Raw genomic sequence first — 18633 nt, 5'->3', positions numbered from 1 at the left:
CGAAAGTAGGTCTTAGTGATCCGGTGGTTCTGTATGGAAGGGCCATCGCTCAACGGATAAAAGGTACTCCGGGGATAACAGGCTGATACCGCCCAAGAGTTCATATCGACGGCGGTGTTTGGCACCTCGATGTCGGCTCATCACATCCTGGGGCTGAAGCCGGTCCCAAGGGTATGGCTGTTCGCCATTTAAAGTGGTACGCGAGCTGGGTTTAGAACGTCGTGAGACAGTTCGGTCCCTATCTGCCGTGGACGTTTGAGATTTGAGAGGGGCTGCTCCTAGTACGAGAGGACCGGAGTGGACGAACCTCTGGTGTTCCGGTTGTCACGCCAGTGGCATTGCCGGGTAGCTATGTTCGGAATAGATAACCGCTGAAAGCATCTAAGCGGGAAACTAGCCTCAAGATGAGATCTCACTGGGACCTTGAGTCCCCTGAAGGGCCGTCGAAGACTACGACGTTGATAGGTTGGGTGTGTAAGCGCTGTGAGGCGTTGAGCTAACCAATACTAATTGCCCGTGAGGCTTGACCATATAACACCCAAGCAATTTGACTACTCGAAAGAGCATCAGATTGCGGTGTGTGAAGACGATAGAACCGAAAGTTCGATCTCACGAAAACACCGAAAGCTGTCACATACCCAATTTGCTGAAGCGAGGCCATCTGGTCACGACTCAGTACCCGAATTTCTTGACGACCATAGAGCATTGGAACCACCTGATCCCATCCCGAACTCAGTAGTGAAACGATGCATCGCCGATGGTAGTGTGGGGTTTCCCCATGTGAGAGTAGGTCATCGTCAAGATTAAATTCCGAAACCCCTGTTTGCTAACGCGAACAGGGGTTTTGTTTTGGGCGGTCGAAAAGACATCTAACATCCCAATTCCGCCAATAACTGTCCACAGTGCTAAAGTCGCACCCTCGATTTTGCTTTTCCCAAGGAAGCCGTTATGCCGGATGCGACGTCCCTCAGCGCTGGATTCATGGTGGTTCACGGCAATCGCCTGGATGAACTGCGCAGCCTGGTGGTCAGCTGGATGCGACGCTACCCCCTGGCGCCCCTGGAAAACGAAATCGCCCTGGTGCAAAGCAACGGCATCGCTCAATGGCTCAAGTTGGCCCTGGCTGAAGATCCGGAAGAGGATGACATGGGCGGCTGCGGTATTGCTGCCGCAATTGACGTGCAACTGCCCGGCAGCTTCATGTGGCAGCTCTACCGAATGGTGCTTGGCCGTGACGAAATCCCGCCCAAGTCCCTGCTGGACAAGGCCCCCCTGACCTGGCGCCTGATGCGCCTGCTCCCAGAGCTTATCGATCAGCCGCACTTCGAACCGTTGCAGCGCTTCCTCACCCACGACACCGACCTGCGTAAACGCTACCAACTCGCCGAGCGCCTGGCTGACTTGTTCGACCAATACCAGGTCTACCGCGCCGACTGGCTGGAAGACTGGGCTGCCGGCCGCCACCAACTGCGTAACGGCCGGGGCGACGCCAAACCGCTCAATCCTGCTAACTGCTGGCAAGCCGAACTGTGGCGCGCACTGCTGTTGGATGTCGGTGAAGAAGGCATGGCCGAAAGCCGTGCAGGCGTCCACCAACGCTTCATCGAACGCATCAATACGCTCGAGAGCGCCCCACCAGGGCTGCCATCCCGAGTCATTGTTTTCGGAATCTCCTCGTTGCCAGCACAGGCGCTGGAAGCCCTTGCCGGGCTCGCACGATTCAGCCAAGTCCTGCTTTGCGTACACAACCCGTGTCGCCATCACTGGTCCGACATCGTCGCCGACAAAGACCTGCTGCGTAACGAATACAAACGCCAAGCGCGTAAATCCGGCATGCCGGTCACTATCGATCCACAAACCCTGCACCAGCACGCCCACCCGCTACTGGCTGCCTGGGGCAAACAAGGCCGTGACTACATCAGCTTGCTGGACAGCTACGATGACCCCAACAGCTACCGTGCAGCGTTCCGCGATGGTCGTATCGACCTATTCAGTGACAGCGATCCCACCACGCTGCTCAATCAGCTCCAGGACGATATCCTCGAACTGCGCCCACTCAATGAAACCCGCGAACTATGGCCTGCCGTCGATCTGGAGCGAGATACCTCAATCCGCTTCCACATCGCCCACAGCGCTCAACGCGAAGTAGAAATCCTCCACGACCAACTGCTCCAACGTTTTAGCGCCGACCCCACGCTGCGTCCCAGGGACATCATCGTCATGGTCCCCGACGTCGACAGTTACGCGCCGCATATCCGCGCCGTGTTCGGCCAGCTTGAGCGCAACGACCCGCGCTTCATCCCGTTCACCCTGACTGACCAAGGCCAGCGCGGCCGCGACCCTCTGCTGATCGCCGTCGAACATCTGCTGAAAATCCCCGACAGCCGCTTCCCTGTCAGCGAAATCCTCGATCTGCTTGACGTTCCTGCCCTGCGCGAACGCTTCGCCATCAAGGAACGCGACCTGCCCACACTGCACCGCTGGATTGAAGGCGCCGGCATCCGCTGGGGCCTCAACGCCGAACAGCGCGCAGGCCTGGGCCTGCCCACGGAACTGGAACAAAACAGTTGGCGTTTCGGCCTGCGCCGCATGTTGCTCGGTTACGCCGTAGGCACCGGCGCCGCGTGGGACGGCATCGAGCCCTACGACGAAATCGGTGGTCTCGACGCCGCCCTGATCGGCCCGCTGGTCGCCTTGCTCGACGCACTCAGTGACGCCCATCAAGCCCTGTCGCACCCCGCGCCTCCGCAGACGTGGGGCGAACGCCTGCAACGCCTGATGCAGCTGTTCTTCCTACCGAGCAGCGAACACGACGACTACCTGTTGGGCCAACTCGAACAACTCCGAGAGACCTGGCTGGAAACCTGCGAGTCCGTGGGCCTACAAGACGAGTTACCTCTCACCGTAGTCCGTGAAGCCTGGCTGGCTGGCCTGGACCAAGGGCGCCTGTCCCAGCGCTTTCTCGCCGGGGCTGTTAATTTCTGCACCCTGATGCCCATGCGTGCGATCCCGTTCAAGCTCGTTTGCCTGCTCGGCATGAACGACGGCGATTACCCCCGCGCCCAACCACCGCTGGACTTCGACCTGATGGGCAGTGATTACCGCCCCGGCGACCGTTCACGCCGTGAAGACGATCGGTACCTGCTGCTCGAAGCCCTGCTTTCAGCGCGTGACCAGCTTTACATCAGTTGGGTGGGCCGCAGCATCCGCGACAACAGCGACCGCCCTGCCTCGGTACTGATCGGCCAACTACGCGACCATCTCGCCAGCGGCTGGCGTCACGCAAACAGCGATGAAGCGCTTATCGAAGCCATGACCCAAGAGCATCCACTGCAACCGTTCAGCGCCCGCTACTTCCATGAGGGCGACGCGCTATTCAGCTACGCCCGCGAATGGCAATTGCTCCACGAAGCCTGTGACGCCACCCCAACAGAACACGACCTGGCACCGCACAAACAGGACGAGCCCCTGAGCCTCGGCCAGTTACAAGACTTCCTACGCAACCCAGTCAAACACTTCTTCAGCCAACGTCTGAAAGTATTCTTCGAAGCCGCCGAAGTGCCGTTGGCCGACGAAGAACCCTTCGTCCTCGACGCACTGCAACGCTACAGTCTAAGCGACAGCCTGCTGAACGCCGCACTCACTGAACCCGATCATCTCGAGCAGGCCCTACACGCCCAGGCCTTGCGACTGCAAGGCAGTGGCCTGTTGCCTATGGTCGGTTTCGGCGAATGCCTGCGCAACGAATTGATCGAGCCGTTGCCCGACCTGCTGCAACGCTATCAACAATTGTTGGCCCTTTGGCCCACCCGGCATACTGGCGCAGAACCTGTCAGTTTTGAGTATCGAGGTGTTCAATTGGAAGGCTGGATCAGCGGTCTGCATCGACGCAGTGATGGCGGCCTGCTAAGCGTCACCACCATCCCCAACAGCATTGGCTCGATCAAGACACGCAAGTGGCATCGCCTCATTCGCCCTTGGGTCAATCACGTGGTTGCCTGCGCTTGCGGCCTGCCTTTAAGCACCGGCTTGGTGGCCAGTGACGACACCTTGCTCCTGCCGCCTCTGGATAAGTCCATCGCACAGGAAATCCTCGGCAACCTGCTGCTCGCCTGGCACACAGGCATGAGCAAACCGCTGCCCGTGGCCGTCAAAACCGCCTTCGCCTGGCTCGGTCAAACCGACCCCGTCAAGGCCCAGGCGGCCGCCAGTAAAGCCTACGAAGGCGACGCCCTGACCTCCGACGGCGAACGTCGCGAAACCCCAGCGCTCACCCGGCAATTCCCCGACTACGCCGCGCTCATCGCCAGCGAAGAATTCGAAGGTTGGTGCGAAACCCTGTATCGCCCCCTGATCAACGCTCCATGGCGCTCACTCACAGGTGAGGAGGCCGGCGCATGACCCGCAAACCTTTGGCCCTTGCCTTCCCGCTCAAGGGCAGCCAGCTGATTGAAGCCAGCGCCGGTACCGGCAAGACGTTCACTATCTCCGCCCTTTACCTGCGTCTGGTCCTCGGCCACGGTGGCGACGACTCCGGTTTTGGTCGCGAGCTGTTGCCGCCGCAAATCCTGGTAGTGACGTTCACTGACGCCGCCACCAAAGAGCTGCGCGAACGCATCCGCATTCGTCTTGCCGAGGCCGCGCGGTTCTTCCGCGAAGAAATTGAACAGCCTGACGCCCTGATCGCTGATCTGCGCGACGAGTACCCACCCGAACAGTGGCCCGCCTGTGCCAACCGCCTGGACATCGCCGCGCAATGGATGGACGAAGCCGCCGTCTCGACCATCCACAGTTGGTGCCAGCGCATGCTGCGCGAACACGCCTTCGACAGCGGCAGCCTGTTCACCCAGACCCTGGAAACCGACCACAGCGACCTGCTCGGTGAGGTGCTGCGCGACTACTGGCGTTTGTTTTGCTACCCGATGCACGACGACGCCCTCAACTGGGTGCGCAACAACTGGGGTGGCCCCGCCGCGTTGATGCCACGGGTGCGCGCGCTGTTCGGCAGCGAACGGCCCACCGATGACGCCCGCGAACCTGCCGAACTGATCACGGCTTGCCTTCAAGAGCGTCGCGAAGCGCTGACAACCATCAAGGCGCCCTGGCAACAATGGGCCGCCGAGCTACGCGATATCTGCCTGCAAGCCGTGGCCGCCAAAGCCGTCGACGGCCGCAAGATGCAAGCGCGTTATTTCGAGCCGTGGTTCGAAAAGATCGGCGCCTGGGCTGCTGACGACACTCTCGAACAACTCGATATCGGTACTGGCTTCACCCGCCTCACGCCCGACGGTATGGCCGAAGCCTGGAAGGGCGAGCCGCCCCAGCATCCTGGCATCGACGCCATGGCCGGTCTCAAGTCGGCCCTCGATGCGTTGCCAACCCCCGAGGCCGCTGTGTTGCAGCACGCCGCCGGCTGGGTGGGGCAACGCTTCGAAGAAGAAAAACGCCGCCGCGCCGAAATGGGCTTCGACGACATGCTCATCCGCCTCAACGCCGCGCTGAAAGCTGACGGCGGCGAGCGCCTTGCCAGTGTCATCCGCGAGCAATTCCCGGTGGCCCTGATCGACGAGTTCCAGGACACCGACCCAGTGCAGTACAGCATCTTCGACAGCATCTACCGCATCGAAGAAAACCACCTCGACAGTGGCCTGTTTCTGATCGGCGACCCCAAGCAAGCGATCTACGCCTTCCGTGGCGCTGACATTTACACTTACTTGCGCGCCCGCCAGTCCACCACCGGCCGCCACCACACGCTGGGCACCAACTTCCGCTCCAGCCATGCGATGGTCGAGGCAGTGAACCACGTGTTCCAGCGCGCAGAAAAAGGCCGTGGCGCGTTCCTGTTCCGCGAACCGGATGGTCAGAATCCGGTGCCGTTCCACTCGGTGCTGTCCCAAGGCCGCAAGGAACGATTGCACGTTAATGGCCAAACGCTGCCGGCGATGAACCTCTGGCATTTGCCCACAGAACAGCCGGTTTCCAACGTGGTTTACCGTCAGCAATTGGCTGCCGCCTGTGCCACGCAGATTGTTGAATTGCTCAACGGCGGACAGCAAGGCACAGCCGGTTTCCTACAACCGGACGCGAGCTTCAACGGCGTGCTTCCGTCAGATATCGCCATCCTCGTTCGCGACGGCAAGGAAGCTCAAGTCGTGCGGGCTGAACTGGCTGCGCGTGGCGTGCGCAGTGTGTACCTGTCCGACAAAGACTCGGTCTTCGCCGCCCAGGAAGCCCACGACCTGCTGGCCTGGCTCAAGGCCTGCGCCGAGCCGGATGTTGAGCGCCCGCTGCGCGCTGCCCTGGCTTGCGTCACCCTGAACCTGTCACTTCCGGAACTGGAGCGCCTGAACCAGGACGAACTCGCATGGGAAAGCCGCGTCATGCAGTTCCGTGGCTATCGCGTGATCTGGCGCACCCAAGGTGTGCTGCCAATGCTGCGTCGCCTGCTCCACGATTTTAAACTGCCGCAAACCCTGATCGCGCGCAGTGACGGCGAACGTGTGCTGACCAACCTGCTGCACCTCAGCGAACTGCTGCAACAGGCCGCATCGGAACTGGACGGCGAACAGGCGCTGATCCGCCACTTGGCCGAACACCTGGCGCTGTCGGGCCAGGCGGGTGAGGAACAAATCCTGCGCCTGGAAAGTGATGAACAATTGGTCAAGGTGGTGACTATCCACAAATCCAAGGGCCTGGAATACGACTTGGTCTTCCTGCCTTTCATCTGCTCAGCCAAACCAGTCGATGGCAGCCGTTTGCCCCTTCACTACCATGATGAACACGGCAAGTCGCAGGTCAGTCTGCGTCCGACCGCCGAGTTGATCGACCAGGCCGACAACGAGCGCTTGGCCGAAGATCTGCGCCTGCTCTATGTAGCCCTGACCCGTGCCAAACATGCGTGCTGGCTCGGCATCGCCGACCTCAAGCGTGGCAACAGCAATAGCTCCGTGTTGCACTTGTCGGCGTTGGGCTATTTGCTTGGCGCGGGTGCATCGCTGGGAGAGTCCACGGGTCTGGCGCGCTGGTTGTTGGATCTGCAAGAAGGTTGCACCGCAATCCACTATGCCCACGTGCCCGACGCGCAAGACATCATCTTCCACCCGCCGCGCAACGAAGCCCTGCTTAGAGCGCCCTTGCTGCCCAAACGCAAGGCGGCCGAAAACTGGTGGATCGCCTCCTACAGCGCCTTGCGCATTGGCGACAGCATGAGTGCCGCCAGTCTCGAAGCGCCGGAAAGCCCACAAGCCCAAAAGCTGTTCGATGACGAACGCCTCGACCCCGACGCTCCCCGCGAGTTAGCGGCGTCCGGCGGCGACATTCACCGGTTCCCACGCGGTCCGAACCCTGGGACCTTTCTCCACGGTCTGCTGGAGTGGGCGGGGGAGGAGGGCTTCAACGTCACCCCCGAGGCTATCGAAAAAGCCGTAGGGGCTCGTTGCAATCGCCGCAACTGGGAAGGTTGGATCGTCACCCTCAGCAGTTGGCTGGGCCACTTGCTGCAAGCGGCGCTGCCTGTGGACAACGATTACGTCAGCCTGAAAAGCCTGCAGCATTACCAGATCGAAATGGAGTTCTGGTTCGCCAGCCATAAAGTCGACGTACTCGCCCTCGACAAACTGGTGTGCCAGTACACCCACAACGGCGTTTCCCGCGTCGCCGCCGAACCCGTGTTGCTCAACGGTATGTTCAAGGGCTTTATCGATTTGACGTTCGAACATGACGGCCGCTATTACGTGGCCGACTACAAATCCAACTGGCTCGGCCCCGACGATTCGGCCTACACACAGGACGCCATGGAACAGTCGATCCTCGAGCATCGGTACGACCTGCAATACGTACTTTACCTGCTGGCCCTGCACCGCCAACTCAAGGCGCGCCTGCCGGACTACGACTACGACCGCCATGTCGGCGGTGCGCTTTACCTATTCCTGCGCGGCACCCAGTCCGTGAGCCAGGGCGCGTATTTCACCCGGCCACCACGGGAACTGATCGAAGGCCTGGACCTGCTGTTCCAGGGCAAGCCCCTCCCGCCCAAGGTTGAGCCCGCCTGGGAACAAGGAGTGCTGCTATGAGCCTGTCGCCGTTACCGCTCGAGGACCTGATGCCTCTCAGCCGTGCCACTGACCTGGTGCAGCTGCTGGAGCGTTGGGTGGATCGCGGTTGGTTGCGCGCCCTGGACAAAGCCTTCGTCGGCTTCCTGCACGAACTTGATCCGCACGCTGACCCGCTGGTGCTGCTGGCCGCTGCGCTGACCAGCCATCAACTGGGCCATGGCCACGTCTGCCTCGACCTGTTCGAAACGCTCAAAGCCCCGGACTTCGCCCTGTCGTTGCCGCCTGAAGGCGACCTGCAAACCGGCGCCATGCTGCTGCCGTCGCAGTTGCTCGACGGCCTCGACGGCGCCCACTGGTGCCACACGCTGGCCGCCAGCCATCTGGTCGCGTTGGCAGTTGATGGCAGCGAAGCCGCCCAGAGTCGCCCATTGGTCCTGTCCGGCAAACGCCTGTACCTGCGCCGCTACTGGACCTACGAGCGACGTATCGACACCGCCTTGCGCCTGCGGCTCGCCACCCAGGAAAGCGTCGCCGCCGATTTGCCGCAGCGCCTTGACAGCCTGTTCGACCAGCCGCCGCCTGACGGCGTGATCGATTGGCAAAAGCTCGCCTGCGCCCTGGCCACTCGCGGAGCATTCAGCATCGTCACCGGCGGCCCCGGCACCGGTAAGACCACCACCGTGGTGCGCCTGCTCGCGCTGTTGCAGGCGCCGGCGGTGGAAACCGGCAGCCCACTGCGCATTCGCCTGGCTGCGCCCACCGGCAAGGCCGCTGCACGCCTCACCGAGTCCATCAGCCAGCAAGTGCTGTCGCTGAAAGTGCCGGACAACGTGAAGGAAAAGATCCCGACTCAGGTCACCACTGTCCACCGCTTGCTCGGCAGTCGCCCGGGCACGCGGCATTTCCGTCATCACATCGGCAACCCATTGCCCTTGGATGTGCTGGTGGTGGACGAAGCCTCGATGATTGACCTGGAAATGATGGCCAACCTGCTCGACGCCTTGCCGCCCCATGCACGGCTTGTGCTACTGGGCGACAAGGACCAACTCGCTTCGGTAGAAGCGGGTGCCGTGCTCGGTGATTTGTGCCGCGACGCGGAAGCCGGCTTCTACAGCGCCGAGACCCGCCAATGGCTGCAAGCCGTCAGTGGCGAAGACCTCAGCACCAGTGGCCTGCAGGCAGACCTCGACGGCAGCCATCCCCTGGCCCAGCAAGTGGTGATGCTGCGTTACTCACGCCGTTTCGGCGAAGGCAGTGGCATCGGCCAACTGGCGCGTTGGGTCAACCAGCAAAATGCTGAAGAAGCCCGTAAGCTGCTGACGGCACGCAGCCACAGTGACCTGTTCTGCGTCAGCCTGAAGGGCGAGCGCGACCACGCCCTCGAGCGCCTGGTCCTGGACGGGCAGTGCAGCGACGGCGCCCAAGGTTATCGCTACTACCTCAACCTGCTGCAAAGCGCGCGTCCATCTCCCGACACCCCACGCGAAGCCCCCGCCTGGACCCGTTGGGCGCAACAACTGCTGCAAGCCTTCGATGCCTTCCAACTGCTCTGCGCGGTACGCAAAGGCCCTTGGGGTGTGGAAGGCCTGAATCTGCGCATCACCGCAGCCTTGCGCAAGGTGCGGCTGGTCGAGGGCGACGAGCAATGGTACGAAGGCCGCCCGGTGCTCATGACCCGCAACGATTACGGCCTGGGCTTGATGAACGGCGACATCGGCATCGCCCTCAAATTGCCCGAAAGCGATGGCGGCCCGCAGGTACTGCGTGTCGCCTTCCCACGTAACGATGGCCAGGGCGGCGTGCGTTTTGTGCTGCCCAGCCGCCTGAATGATGTGGAAACCGTGTACGCGATGACCGTGCATAAATCCCAGGGATCGGAGTTCATCCACACGGCATTGATCCTGCCGGATGCGCTCAACCCGGTGCTCACCAAAGAACTGATCTACACCGGCATCACCCGGGCCAAGCGCTGGTTCAGCCTGATCGAACCGCGTGGCGGCGTGTTTGAAGAAGCGGTAAGGCGCAAGGTCAAGCGCTTGAGTGGGCTGATGCTTGAGCTGGGGCACGAATCAGAAAAAACTGAGTGACAGGTCATGTAATATTTCTTATTCAGGCGTCTGATTTTTCTGAAAAAATAGCGGGCCACGTGAAGACCCATTCCGCTGAGGGGTTCCACCACTGTGCTATCGTTGCGGCATCATCTGAAAAAAAACTGAGAGTATCGCTGCATGAACGTGGCTGTCTCGCCCACAGAGCGCAGTTTGAGCTGGAGACGCATGTTGCTGGTGGCGGCCCTGTGCGTGCTCGCACCACGCGTCTTCGCCCAGGCGCCCGAGCCCATTGACCTTGCCGCCCACCGTGCCCAAGCGGTCACCCAAGTGGTGCTCGGTATCCTCAGTTATGCGCGCTGGCCGGTAGAGCCTGCGCAATTGCGCCTGTGTATCGTCGGCCCGACCCAATACACCGACGACCTGGTCAAAGGCACGACCCAGGCCACCGGCCGTCCGGTCGTTGTGCAACGCCTGCTGGCCAGCCATCCCGATATCGTCGACGCCTGCGATGCGGTGTACATCGGCAAACTCAGTGCCGATGAGCGCAGCCAGCTGTTTACCTCATTGATCGGCCACCCGGTGCTCAGCATCAGCGAAGGCGGCGACCAGTGCACCGTGGGCAGCCTGTTCTGCCTGCGGGTGAGTGATGAGCAAGTGTCATTCGAAGTCAATCTCGACTCCGTCGCCCGCAGTGGCGTACGTATTCACCCCAGCGTGTTGCAGTTGTCACGTCGCCGAGCGCCCGCACCATGAAGGCCGATAAAGTGCGACCGACGCTACGCTCGGTCATCGGCCGGGGGCACCTGATCCTGGCGCTGGTGGCGGTGATTCTGGCCAGTGTTTCCCTGACGCTGCTCGGCGTGCTGGCGCTGAGGGTCTATGCCGAACACAACTTGCACCTGATCGCGCGCTCTATCAGCTATACCGTTGAGGCAGCGGTGGTGTTCAACGACAGTGCGGCGGCCACCGAGGCCCTCAGCGTGATTGCCTCCACCGAAGAGGTGGCCCAGGCTGAAGTCCTTGATGCCAATGGCAAGTTGCTGGCTCAGTGGGTGCGCCCGGAAACCAGCATGCTGTCGCGGGTTGAGCTGGAGTTGGCGCATACCCTGCTCGAGCAACCCATCAGCCAGCCGATCCTCCACCAAGGGCGAGCCGTCGGCAGCATTCTTCTCACTGGCCACGGCGGTAGCTTGCTGCGCTTCCTGCTCAGTGGTCTGGCTGGCATCCTGATCTGCACCGCCCTCAGCGCGTGGGTTGCCCTGCATTTGGCGCGACGCCTGTTGCGGGGCATCACCGGCCCGCTGCAAAGCCTTGCCGCCGTGGCCCACGCCGCTCGTAGCGAGCGTGACTTCGATCGCCGCGTACCGCCGGCGCAAATCGCCGAGCTCGACAGTCTGGGCAGTGACTTCAATGCCTTGCTCGGCGAGATGGAAGCCTGGCAAAGCCACCTGCAGAGCGAAAACGAATTCCTCGCCCACCAGGCCAACCACGACAGCCTCACCGGTTTGCCCAACCGGGCGTTCTTCGAAGGCCGCCTGATTCGCGCCCTGCGCAGCGCCGCCAAAGTCAAAGAACAGGTGGCGGTGCTCTATCTCGACAGCGACCGCTTCAAAGAGATCAATGACAGTTTTGGCCATGCCGCCGGCGATGCCGTCCTTGTGGCCGTCGCCCAGCGTGTGCGTGCGCAATTGCGTGAAGATGACCTGGTGGCGCGCCTGGGGGGAGACGAGTTCGCCATCCTGCTGGCGCCGTTGCACAAGGTGGCAGACGCCGAGCGTATCGCCGACAAAATCATTGCCAGCATGGACCTGCCGATCCCCGTGCCCGGCAATACCGAGGTATTGACCTCCCTGAGTATCGGCATCGCCATCTACCCCGATCATGGTGCCACCCCCGGCACCCTGCTCAATGCGGCCGACGCGGCGATGTACCAGGCCAAGCGCCTGTCCTCGGGCGGCCAGCACACGGCGGAGTCGGAGCACGCCGCCGTCAATCTTCAACACAGGAGTTGACCCCTTGTTCACCACCGCACGTTTCATGTTGATCACCCTGCTGATGGCACTGCTCGCCCTCGGCGGCTGTCAGACGCCCCCACCCAAAGGCCTGACCCCAGCGCAGGTCGCGGTCCTCAAGCAGCAAGGCTTTGAAATGACCGACGAAGGCTGGTCATTCGGCCTGTCCGGCAAAGTGCTGTTTGGCAGCGATGTCGAGACCCTCAACCAACCCAGCACCGACATCGTCCAGCGTATCGGCAAGGCCCTGCTTGGCGTAGGTATCGAACGCGTTCGCGTCGATGGCCACACCGATGCGTCTGGCAAGGAAACCTACAATCAGCAGCTGTCCCTGCGCCGTGCCAAAAGCGTGGCCACGGTGCTGACCGGCGTGGGTATGAAAGAAGAAAACATCCAGCTGCGCGGCTTGGGCAGTAGCAAACCGGTGGTCTCCAATGACACCGCTGAAGGGCGCACCGAGAATCGGCGAGTGTCGATCGTGGTGAGTGCGGGCTGAGCGAATTCAATTTGAAATGCAGTCAAAATGTGGGAGCTGGCTTGCCTGCGAACGCGGTGTATCAGTACGCGATGTACTGACTGACACACTGCCATCGCAGGCAAGCCAGCTCCCACAGTGGGTTTTGCGGTGCCTTGCTACAGTGTTCGCTTAGCTGCCCGGTGTCATCGCCTGCGTTGATGCACCATCACCGTATCTCAGCAAAGACCGTCAAGTATGTTTCCTGTAGGAGACGTCTGCCATGACGAATCTTGATGGCTAGGCTGACGAGGTTTCGCTTTTTCGCAAAGGGTGGGCTTAGTTAAATGGCCGCGCCAACTAACCACCGTAAAGGACTGCGATGAGCATAAACGTCAGTAATTTCCGCCAGGAAGTTTCTAAAGCTAGACTTTCAAACATTGCTTTTGACGAGCTGTTGAGCGCAAGAGAGTTGTTCGAGTCTGAGCGTAAGGGAGTTCGATTCGATACCAAAGCCGCGCACATCAATCCTCTACAATTACCCGTCCTGAATAAGGAGCTAGATAGAATCCGAACCATGGTCGATCATGAAAGCCATGTCTTGATTCTTGATGGTTTTAAGGTCGACAAACTTGCAAGTTTCAAATCGCTGATATGGACATTTGGATCTCTACTCGGTGTGCCAATGGTGCAAAACCATCTCGGTCACAAGGTGATTGAGGTTTATGACAGAGGCGGTAAGAGCATTGAGGAAGGTGCGAGATACCATCAAACCCGCCAAGGTGCCTATGTGCACAACGATGGAGTGAGCGACCCGTTGCCTATCGATTACTTGATCTTGGCTTGCGGACAAAAAGCGCTTTTGGGAGGTGAGAGCATTCTGATTGATGCAAGCGCGGTATACGCAGAGCTGATGGCGTTTCCAGAAATATTGGAAGAGCTTAAGTGCGACTTCTTTTTTGAAAACCGCGGTATGTCAGATGAGGAACAGTTGTTCAAAACACCTATTTTGAGCTTTTCCAATGAGGGTATCCCGCTGATCAGATATTTTCGCGTCTACATTGAGTCCGCTCACCTTAAGGCGGGAGTGCCGTTAACAGTGGCCCAATCCCAAGCGCTAGACTTTCTGGACACCGTTCTCGATCAGTCATCGGTTCAGCATCGAGTGTTGCTGGAACCAGGGCAGGTACTCATTTCAGCCGATAACAAGTTTCTCCACACCCGCACGCACTTTATAGATATGAATACTCCACGTTGCGTGATTGATGATGCGGAATCCTTGAACGATCTAAATCGCTACATGCTACGGATGTGGTTACGCAAACAATGATGCACCGATGCTCATAACTTACATCCCCCCACTATCCGCCATAAGCCGAACCCCATGGACAACTCCGATATCGCGATCACGCTGGTCCTGATCTCTGCCTTTATGCACGCCACTTGGAACGCCGTAGTCCGCGCCGGTAGCAGTCGCTTCATGACCTTGGCCATGGTGGATGGCTCCGCGCTGGTGATATGCCTGCTGGCGTTGCCTCTTGTCAGTGTGCCGAGCCTGGAGGTAGGGGGTTATATCCTCGTCTCGGTGATACTCAATACGGTCTATCGGTTATTTCTGGTCAAAGCGTACGAAACGGGTGACTTCGGTCAGGTTTACCCGGTGATGCGTGGGGTACCGCCGGTATTGGTCGCGCTGTTTTCCTACTTTCTGCTGCATGAACAGTTGTCACTTCAGGCGCTGGTGGGGGTGTCGCTGATATGTGTGGGAATTATCAGCCTGACCTTCGTGCACAGGATGACGGCGCAGATGTTCAAGCCGATCCTGATGGCGGTGTGCGCTGGAGCGTTTATCGCGTCTTACACGGTAGTGGACGCCAAAGGTGTAAGAGCCAGCGAGACGGTGCTGCAGTACATCATCTACCTGACGGTGTTCCAGAGTATTCCGATCCCACTGCTGGCATTTTCCAAAGAGCGCTCGGCTTTGGCTCAAGCCATACGTGGGCATTGGCGAGTCGGCCTATTAGGCGGCGTTTTTTACTTGGCGTCCTACGCACTGGTGTTGTTTGCGTTGTCGCTGGACGCGGTGGCCAAGGTCTCAGCGCTGCGGGAAACCAGTGTTATTATCGGCGCCATTATTGCCGCGCTGTTTTTTCATGAACGGTTCGGCTGGCGACGTATGCTGTCGGCATTCGTCATTGTTAGCGGGATCATCTTGATCAAAGTGAGCACCTGATGGCTCAGCGTCCGCCTCCCACACCGATGCTTCAAGCGTTCGTCAGCGCTGCGCAAACCGGTAGTTTTGCGCGTGCGGCGTCTGAGCTTAACCTCACTGCCAGCGCCATTAGTCATCAAATTGCGGGCCTGGAGGAATGGTGGGGCGTGCAGTTGTTTGAGCGGCATTCACGCGGCGTCAAGCTGACGCCGGCGGGGCAAGCCTTGTTGCCGGTTACCGATGGTTTTTTCAAGGCGCTGGATGGGGTACTGCAATCTCTCAACCCCGGTAAATCCCGACCGTTGTACCTCTCATGCACGTCTTCTCTCTGTTCGACGTGGCTAATCCCCAGGATGCATGGGTCGCACACAGAGGCCTCGTTCAACCTTGATCTGGTGTTGACTAGCGCCGATATGAACAGCACCAGCCTGGAAGCTCATCAATACGATGTCGCGGTGGTGATGGGGTACGGCGATTATCCGGATCATCATGTTGAACTGCTGATGTGCGACGCAGTATTTCCCGTTTGCTCGCCGGAATTTCTACGGTTGAAGGGGGATATTTCACTGGAGGATGTCTCCCGGTACCCGCTGATTCATCGGGTGGACGATCAGGTGTGTCCGGGGTGGGAAAGCTGGTTTGCGTTTCAGGGGCTGGCGGCGCCGCCTTATCACCATGGGCCGCGATTTCCGGATTCGAGCCTGGCGATCAGCCTGGCGGTGAAGGGCACAGGCATCGCACTGGGCAGGACTGCGTTGGTATACGACCAATTGGAAGACGGCGCGTTGGTTGCGTTGAAAAGCCCCGCGATGATGTCGCCAGCGGCGTACTACATCATTTGTCGAAACGGGCGGCAATTAGAGCCGGATATCGCTCGGCTGATTGAATGGCTCAAGACCAGTGCGAGTAAGTTTCTGCGCGAAGTTCGGGCTCGGTATCCGCAAATTGCCGGGGCTGGTGCGGTTTAAATGTAGGAAGGAGCAAGGCTCCTCCCGCATTCGAACGGTGTTCGCTTATCGGCAGACCCGAAGGTCTCCCGCGTACAGCCGCCATAAAACGGTAAAGACAGATAAAAAGCCTGGCAATACTTGGGCATCACATCCCAACTAATCAGAGTCGCTAAACCCGATCGCTGATGAGCAGCGAAGTCAGGAGGCTAGTGACCCAAACGGTAAGGCGCAATGGGGTAGAGAGCCTCTAGGAAACGTCCTGCTATTTAAAGCGAATCATCGTTGATGGCCCTTTAATCCGCGAACCTGATCTCCCGCGTCTCCCCCATCAACAACCCCTGATTCTGCTCCGTCACTTCCCTGATGTAATCCCACAACAACGTGATCCGCTTCAACTTCCTCAAATCCTCCCGGCAATACATCCAGAACTGCCGTGTGATCGCAATCTGCGCCCCCAGCACCGGCAGCAACCGCGGATCCTGCGCCGCCAAAAAGCACGGCAATATCGCCATCGACCGCCCCTGTTGCGCCGCCACGTACTGCGCGATCACGCTGGTACTGCGCAGGCTGGCGCTGGCGCCGGGCACCACGTTCGCCAGGTACAGCAGCTCCGAGCTGAACGCCAGGTCATCCACATAACTGATGAACGGATGCTCAGCCAAATCCGCCGGGCGTTGTATCGGCGGGTGTTGGTCCAGGTATTCTTGGGTCGCGTACAGCTGCAGTTTGTAATCACACAATTTGCAGCACACGTAGGGCCCGTGTTCCGGGCGCTCCAGGGCGATAACGATGTCGGCTTCGCGCTTGGACAGGCTGATGAAGTGGGGCAGGGGCAGGATGTCCACTGAGATCGCCGGGTAGGTGTCGACGAAGTGGCTCAATTGCGGGGTGACGAAAAAGCTGCCGAAGCCTTCGGTGCAGCCCATGCGCACATGGCCGGACAGTGCCACGCCGGAGCCGGACACCTGTTCGCAAGCCATGTGCAGGGTGCTTTCGATGGACTCCGCGTAGCCCAGCAAACGCTGGCCTTCGGGGGTGAGGACGAAGCCGTTGGTCCGGGATTTTTCGAAGAGCAGGGTGCCGAGGGACGCTTCCAGTGAACTGATGCGCCGCGACACGGTGGTGTAGTCCACCGCCAGGCGCTTGGCGGCCACGCTGGCCTTGCGGGTGCGGGCCACTTCGAGGAAAAACTTCAGGTCATCCCAGTTCAGGGAGCCCAGCGACGTGATGTTTTTTTGCATATTGGTCCGGCTTTTATGTGCGTTCTTATTAGAGATTTGCACATCTATACTCCAAAAACAGTCCGAACGCCTCATTCTTCAAGGCGATTCAACGCCTTGGTTCTCTGCATAACTATAAGATTTGGAGACCACATGAACGCATCTGCCGATATTTCCGTGCAACAGGTCAAGTTGCTGATCAACGGCGAGTGGGTCGAGTCCAAGACCACCGAGTGGCAAGACATCGTCAACCCGGCCACCCAGCAGGTGCTGGCCAAAGTCCCGTTCGCCACGGCCGATGAAGTGAACGCCGCCATCGACGCCGCCCATCGCGCCTTCCAGACCTGGAAGCTGACGCCGATCGGCGCGCGCATGCGCATCATGCTCAAGCTGCAAGCCTTGATCCGCGAACATTCCAAGCGCATCGCCGTGGTGCTCAGCAACGAGCAGGGCAAGACCATTGCCGATGCCGAGGGCGATATTTTCCGTGGCCTGGAAGTGGTGGAGCACGCGTGTTCCATCGGCACCCTGCAAATGGGCGAATTCGCTGAAAACGTCGCCGGTGGCGTCGATACCTACACGCTGCGCCAACCCATCGGCGTGTGCGCCGGTATCACCCCGTTCAACTTCCCGGCGATGATTCCGCTGTGGATGTTCCCGATGGCGATTGCCTGCGGTAACACGTTCGTCCTTAAACCGTCCGAGCAGGATCCGCTGTCGACCATGCTGCTGGTGGAGCTGGCGCTGGAAGCTGGTGTGCCGGCCGGCGTACTCAACGTGGTGCACGGCGGCAAGGATGTGGTGGATGCGCTGTGCACCCACAAAGACATCAAGGCCGTGTCCTTTGTTGGCTCGACTGCCGTGGGTACTCACGTCTACGACCTGGCCGGCAAACACGGCAAGCGCGTGCAATCGATGATGGGTGCCAAGAACCACGCGGTGGTGCTGCCGGATGCCAACCGCGAACACACCCTCAATGCCCTGGTCGGCGCCGGTTTCGGCGCGGCAGGCCAGCGTTGCATGGCCACCTCGGTGGTGGTGCTGGTGGGCGCGTCGAAGCAGTGGCTGCCGGATCTCAAGGCGCTGGCGCAAAAGCTCAAGGTCAACGCGGGCAGCGAAGCGGGCACGGATGTGGGCCCGGTGATCTCCAAGCGCGCCAAGGCACGTATCCTGGAATTGATCGAAAGCGGCGTGAAAGAAGGCGCCAAGCTGGAGCTGGACGGCCGCGACATCAAGGTGCCGGGCTACGAGCAAGGCAACTTTGTCGGCCCGACCCTGTTCTCGGGCGTGACCCCCTCCATGCAAATCTACACCCAGGAAATTTTCGGGCCGGTGCTTGTGGTGCTGGAAGTCGACACCCTGGATGAGGCCATCGCACTGGTCAACGCCAACCCGTTCGGCAACGGCACCGGCCTGTTCACCCAGAGCGGCGCGGCGGCGCGTAAGTTCCAGAGCGAAATCGATGTAGGCCAGGTCGGCATCAACATCCCGATTCCGGTGCCGGTGCCGTTCTTCAGTTTCACCGGTTCCCGCGGTTCCAAGCTCGGCGACCTCGGCCCGTACGGCAAGCAAGTGGTGCAGTTCTACACCCAGACCAAAACCGTCACCAGCCGCTGGTTCGATGACGACACAGTCAACGATGGCGTCAACACCACCATCAACCTGCGCTGATTCGGGAGA

Annotated in this window: 11 protein-coding genes and 2 rRNA genes (1 of these 13 running past the window's edge); 12 read left to right on the top strand and 1 reads right to left on the bottom strand. The window is 60.0% G+C overall.

Translation table 11 applies throughout. The features are described 5' to 3' along the window. From HU722_RS24845 to HU722_RS24795, 11 genes are all read left to right on the top strand, one after another. A 23S ribosomal RNA gene (locus HU722_RS24845) occupies positions 1 to 531 on the top strand; it begins 2361 nt to the left of the window's first position. A 156-nt stretch (positions 532 to 687) separates the two neighbouring features. After that, positions 688 to 803: ribosomal RNA gene (rrf, locus tag HU722_RS24840) — 5S ribosomal RNA — on the top strand. A gap of 145 nt (positions 804 to 948) precedes the next feature. Beyond that, the gene (recC, locus tag HU722_RS24835) at positions 949 to 4401 is read left to right on the top strand and encodes an exodeoxyribonuclease V subunit gamma (protein ID WP_065890053.1); all 3453 of its coding nucleotides are present in this window, start codon (positions 949 to 951) and stop codon (positions 4399 to 4401) included. Beyond that, on the top strand, positions 4398 to 8072 hold the full coding sequence (recB, locus tag HU722_RS24830) for an exodeoxyribonuclease V subunit beta (RefSeq protein ID WP_065880785.1): 3675 nt from the start codon (positions 4398 to 4400) through the stop codon (positions 8070 to 8072). Before recC ends, recB begins: the two co-directional genes overlap by 4 nt. Beyond that, entirely contained in the window at positions 8069 to 10141 is a 2073-nt protein-coding gene (gene recD / locus HU722_RS24825; RefSeq protein WP_065880784.1) for an exodeoxyribonuclease V subunit alpha, read from the top strand. The genes recB and recD overlap by 4 nt, the downstream gene beginning before the upstream one ends. A gap of 141 nt (positions 10142 to 10282) precedes the next feature. Next, a complete protein-coding gene (yfiR, locus tag HU722_RS24820; protein WP_065874652.1) occupies positions 10283 to 10858 on the top strand; it encodes a regulatory sequestration protein YfiR in 576 nt (191 codons plus the stop codon). Continuing rightward, complete coding sequence (dgcN, locus tag HU722_RS24815; protein WP_065874653.1) at positions 10855 to 12117, top strand: diguanylate cyclase DgcN/YfiN; 1263 nt, start codon at positions 10855 to 10857, stop codon at positions 12115 to 12117. Before yfiR ends, dgcN begins: the two co-directional genes overlap by 4 nt. 4 nt (positions 12118 to 12121) lie before the next feature. Continuing rightward, the gene (yfiB, locus tag HU722_RS24810) at positions 12122 to 12613 is read left to right on the top strand and encodes an outer membrane lipoprotein YfiB (RefSeq protein ID WP_065874654.1); all 492 of its coding nucleotides are present in this window, start codon (positions 12122 to 12124) and stop codon (positions 12611 to 12613) included. A gap of 340 nt (positions 12614 to 12953) precedes the next feature. Further along, on the top strand, positions 12954 to 13901 hold the full coding sequence (locus HU722_RS24805) for a TauD/TfdA family dioxygenase (protein WP_065880783.1): 948 nt from the start codon (positions 12954 to 12956) through the stop codon (positions 13899 to 13901). Positions 13902 to 13955: 54 nt separating this feature from the next. Continuing rightward, positions 13956 to 14804: an EamA family transporter gene (locus HU722_RS24800; RefSeq protein ID WP_065874656.1), complete on the top strand. Its 849-nt coding sequence runs from the start codon at positions 13956 to 13958 to the stop codon at positions 14802 to 14804. Next, positions 14804 to 15751, top strand: coding sequence for a LysR substrate-binding domain-containing protein (locus tag HU722_RS24795; RefSeq protein ID WP_065880782.1), 948 nt, complete (start codon positions 14804 to 14806; stop codon positions 15749 to 15751). Before HU722_RS24800 ends, HU722_RS24795 begins: the two co-directional genes overlap by 1 nt. Before the next feature lie 275 nt (positions 15752 to 16026). Here the strand turns inward: HU722_RS24795 and HU722_RS24790 are convergent, their stop codons facing one another. Further along, the gene (locus HU722_RS24790) at positions 16027 to 16974 is read right to left on the bottom strand and encodes a LysR family transcriptional regulator (RefSeq protein ID WP_065874658.1); all 948 of its coding nucleotides are present in this window, start codon (positions 16972 to 16974) and stop codon (positions 16027 to 16029) included. Positions 16975 to 17106: 132 nt separating this feature from the next. Between HU722_RS24790 and HU722_RS24785 the strand changes: the two genes are divergently transcribed. Then, on the top strand, positions 17107 to 18624 hold the full coding sequence (locus HU722_RS24785) for a CoA-acylating methylmalonate-semialdehyde dehydrogenase (protein WP_065874659.1): 1518 nt from the start codon (positions 17107 to 17109) through the stop codon (positions 18622 to 18624). Positions 18625 to 18633 lie beyond the last annotated feature (9 nt).

Source organism: Pseudomonas tritici, from assembly GCF_014268275.3.
Lineage (GTDB): Bacteria > Pseudomonadota > Gammaproteobacteria > Pseudomonadales > Pseudomonadaceae > Aquipseudomonas > Aquipseudomonas tritici.
Note: the sequence above shows the minus strand (reverse complement) of the source record. Positions and strands in the feature narration are given on the sequence as shown.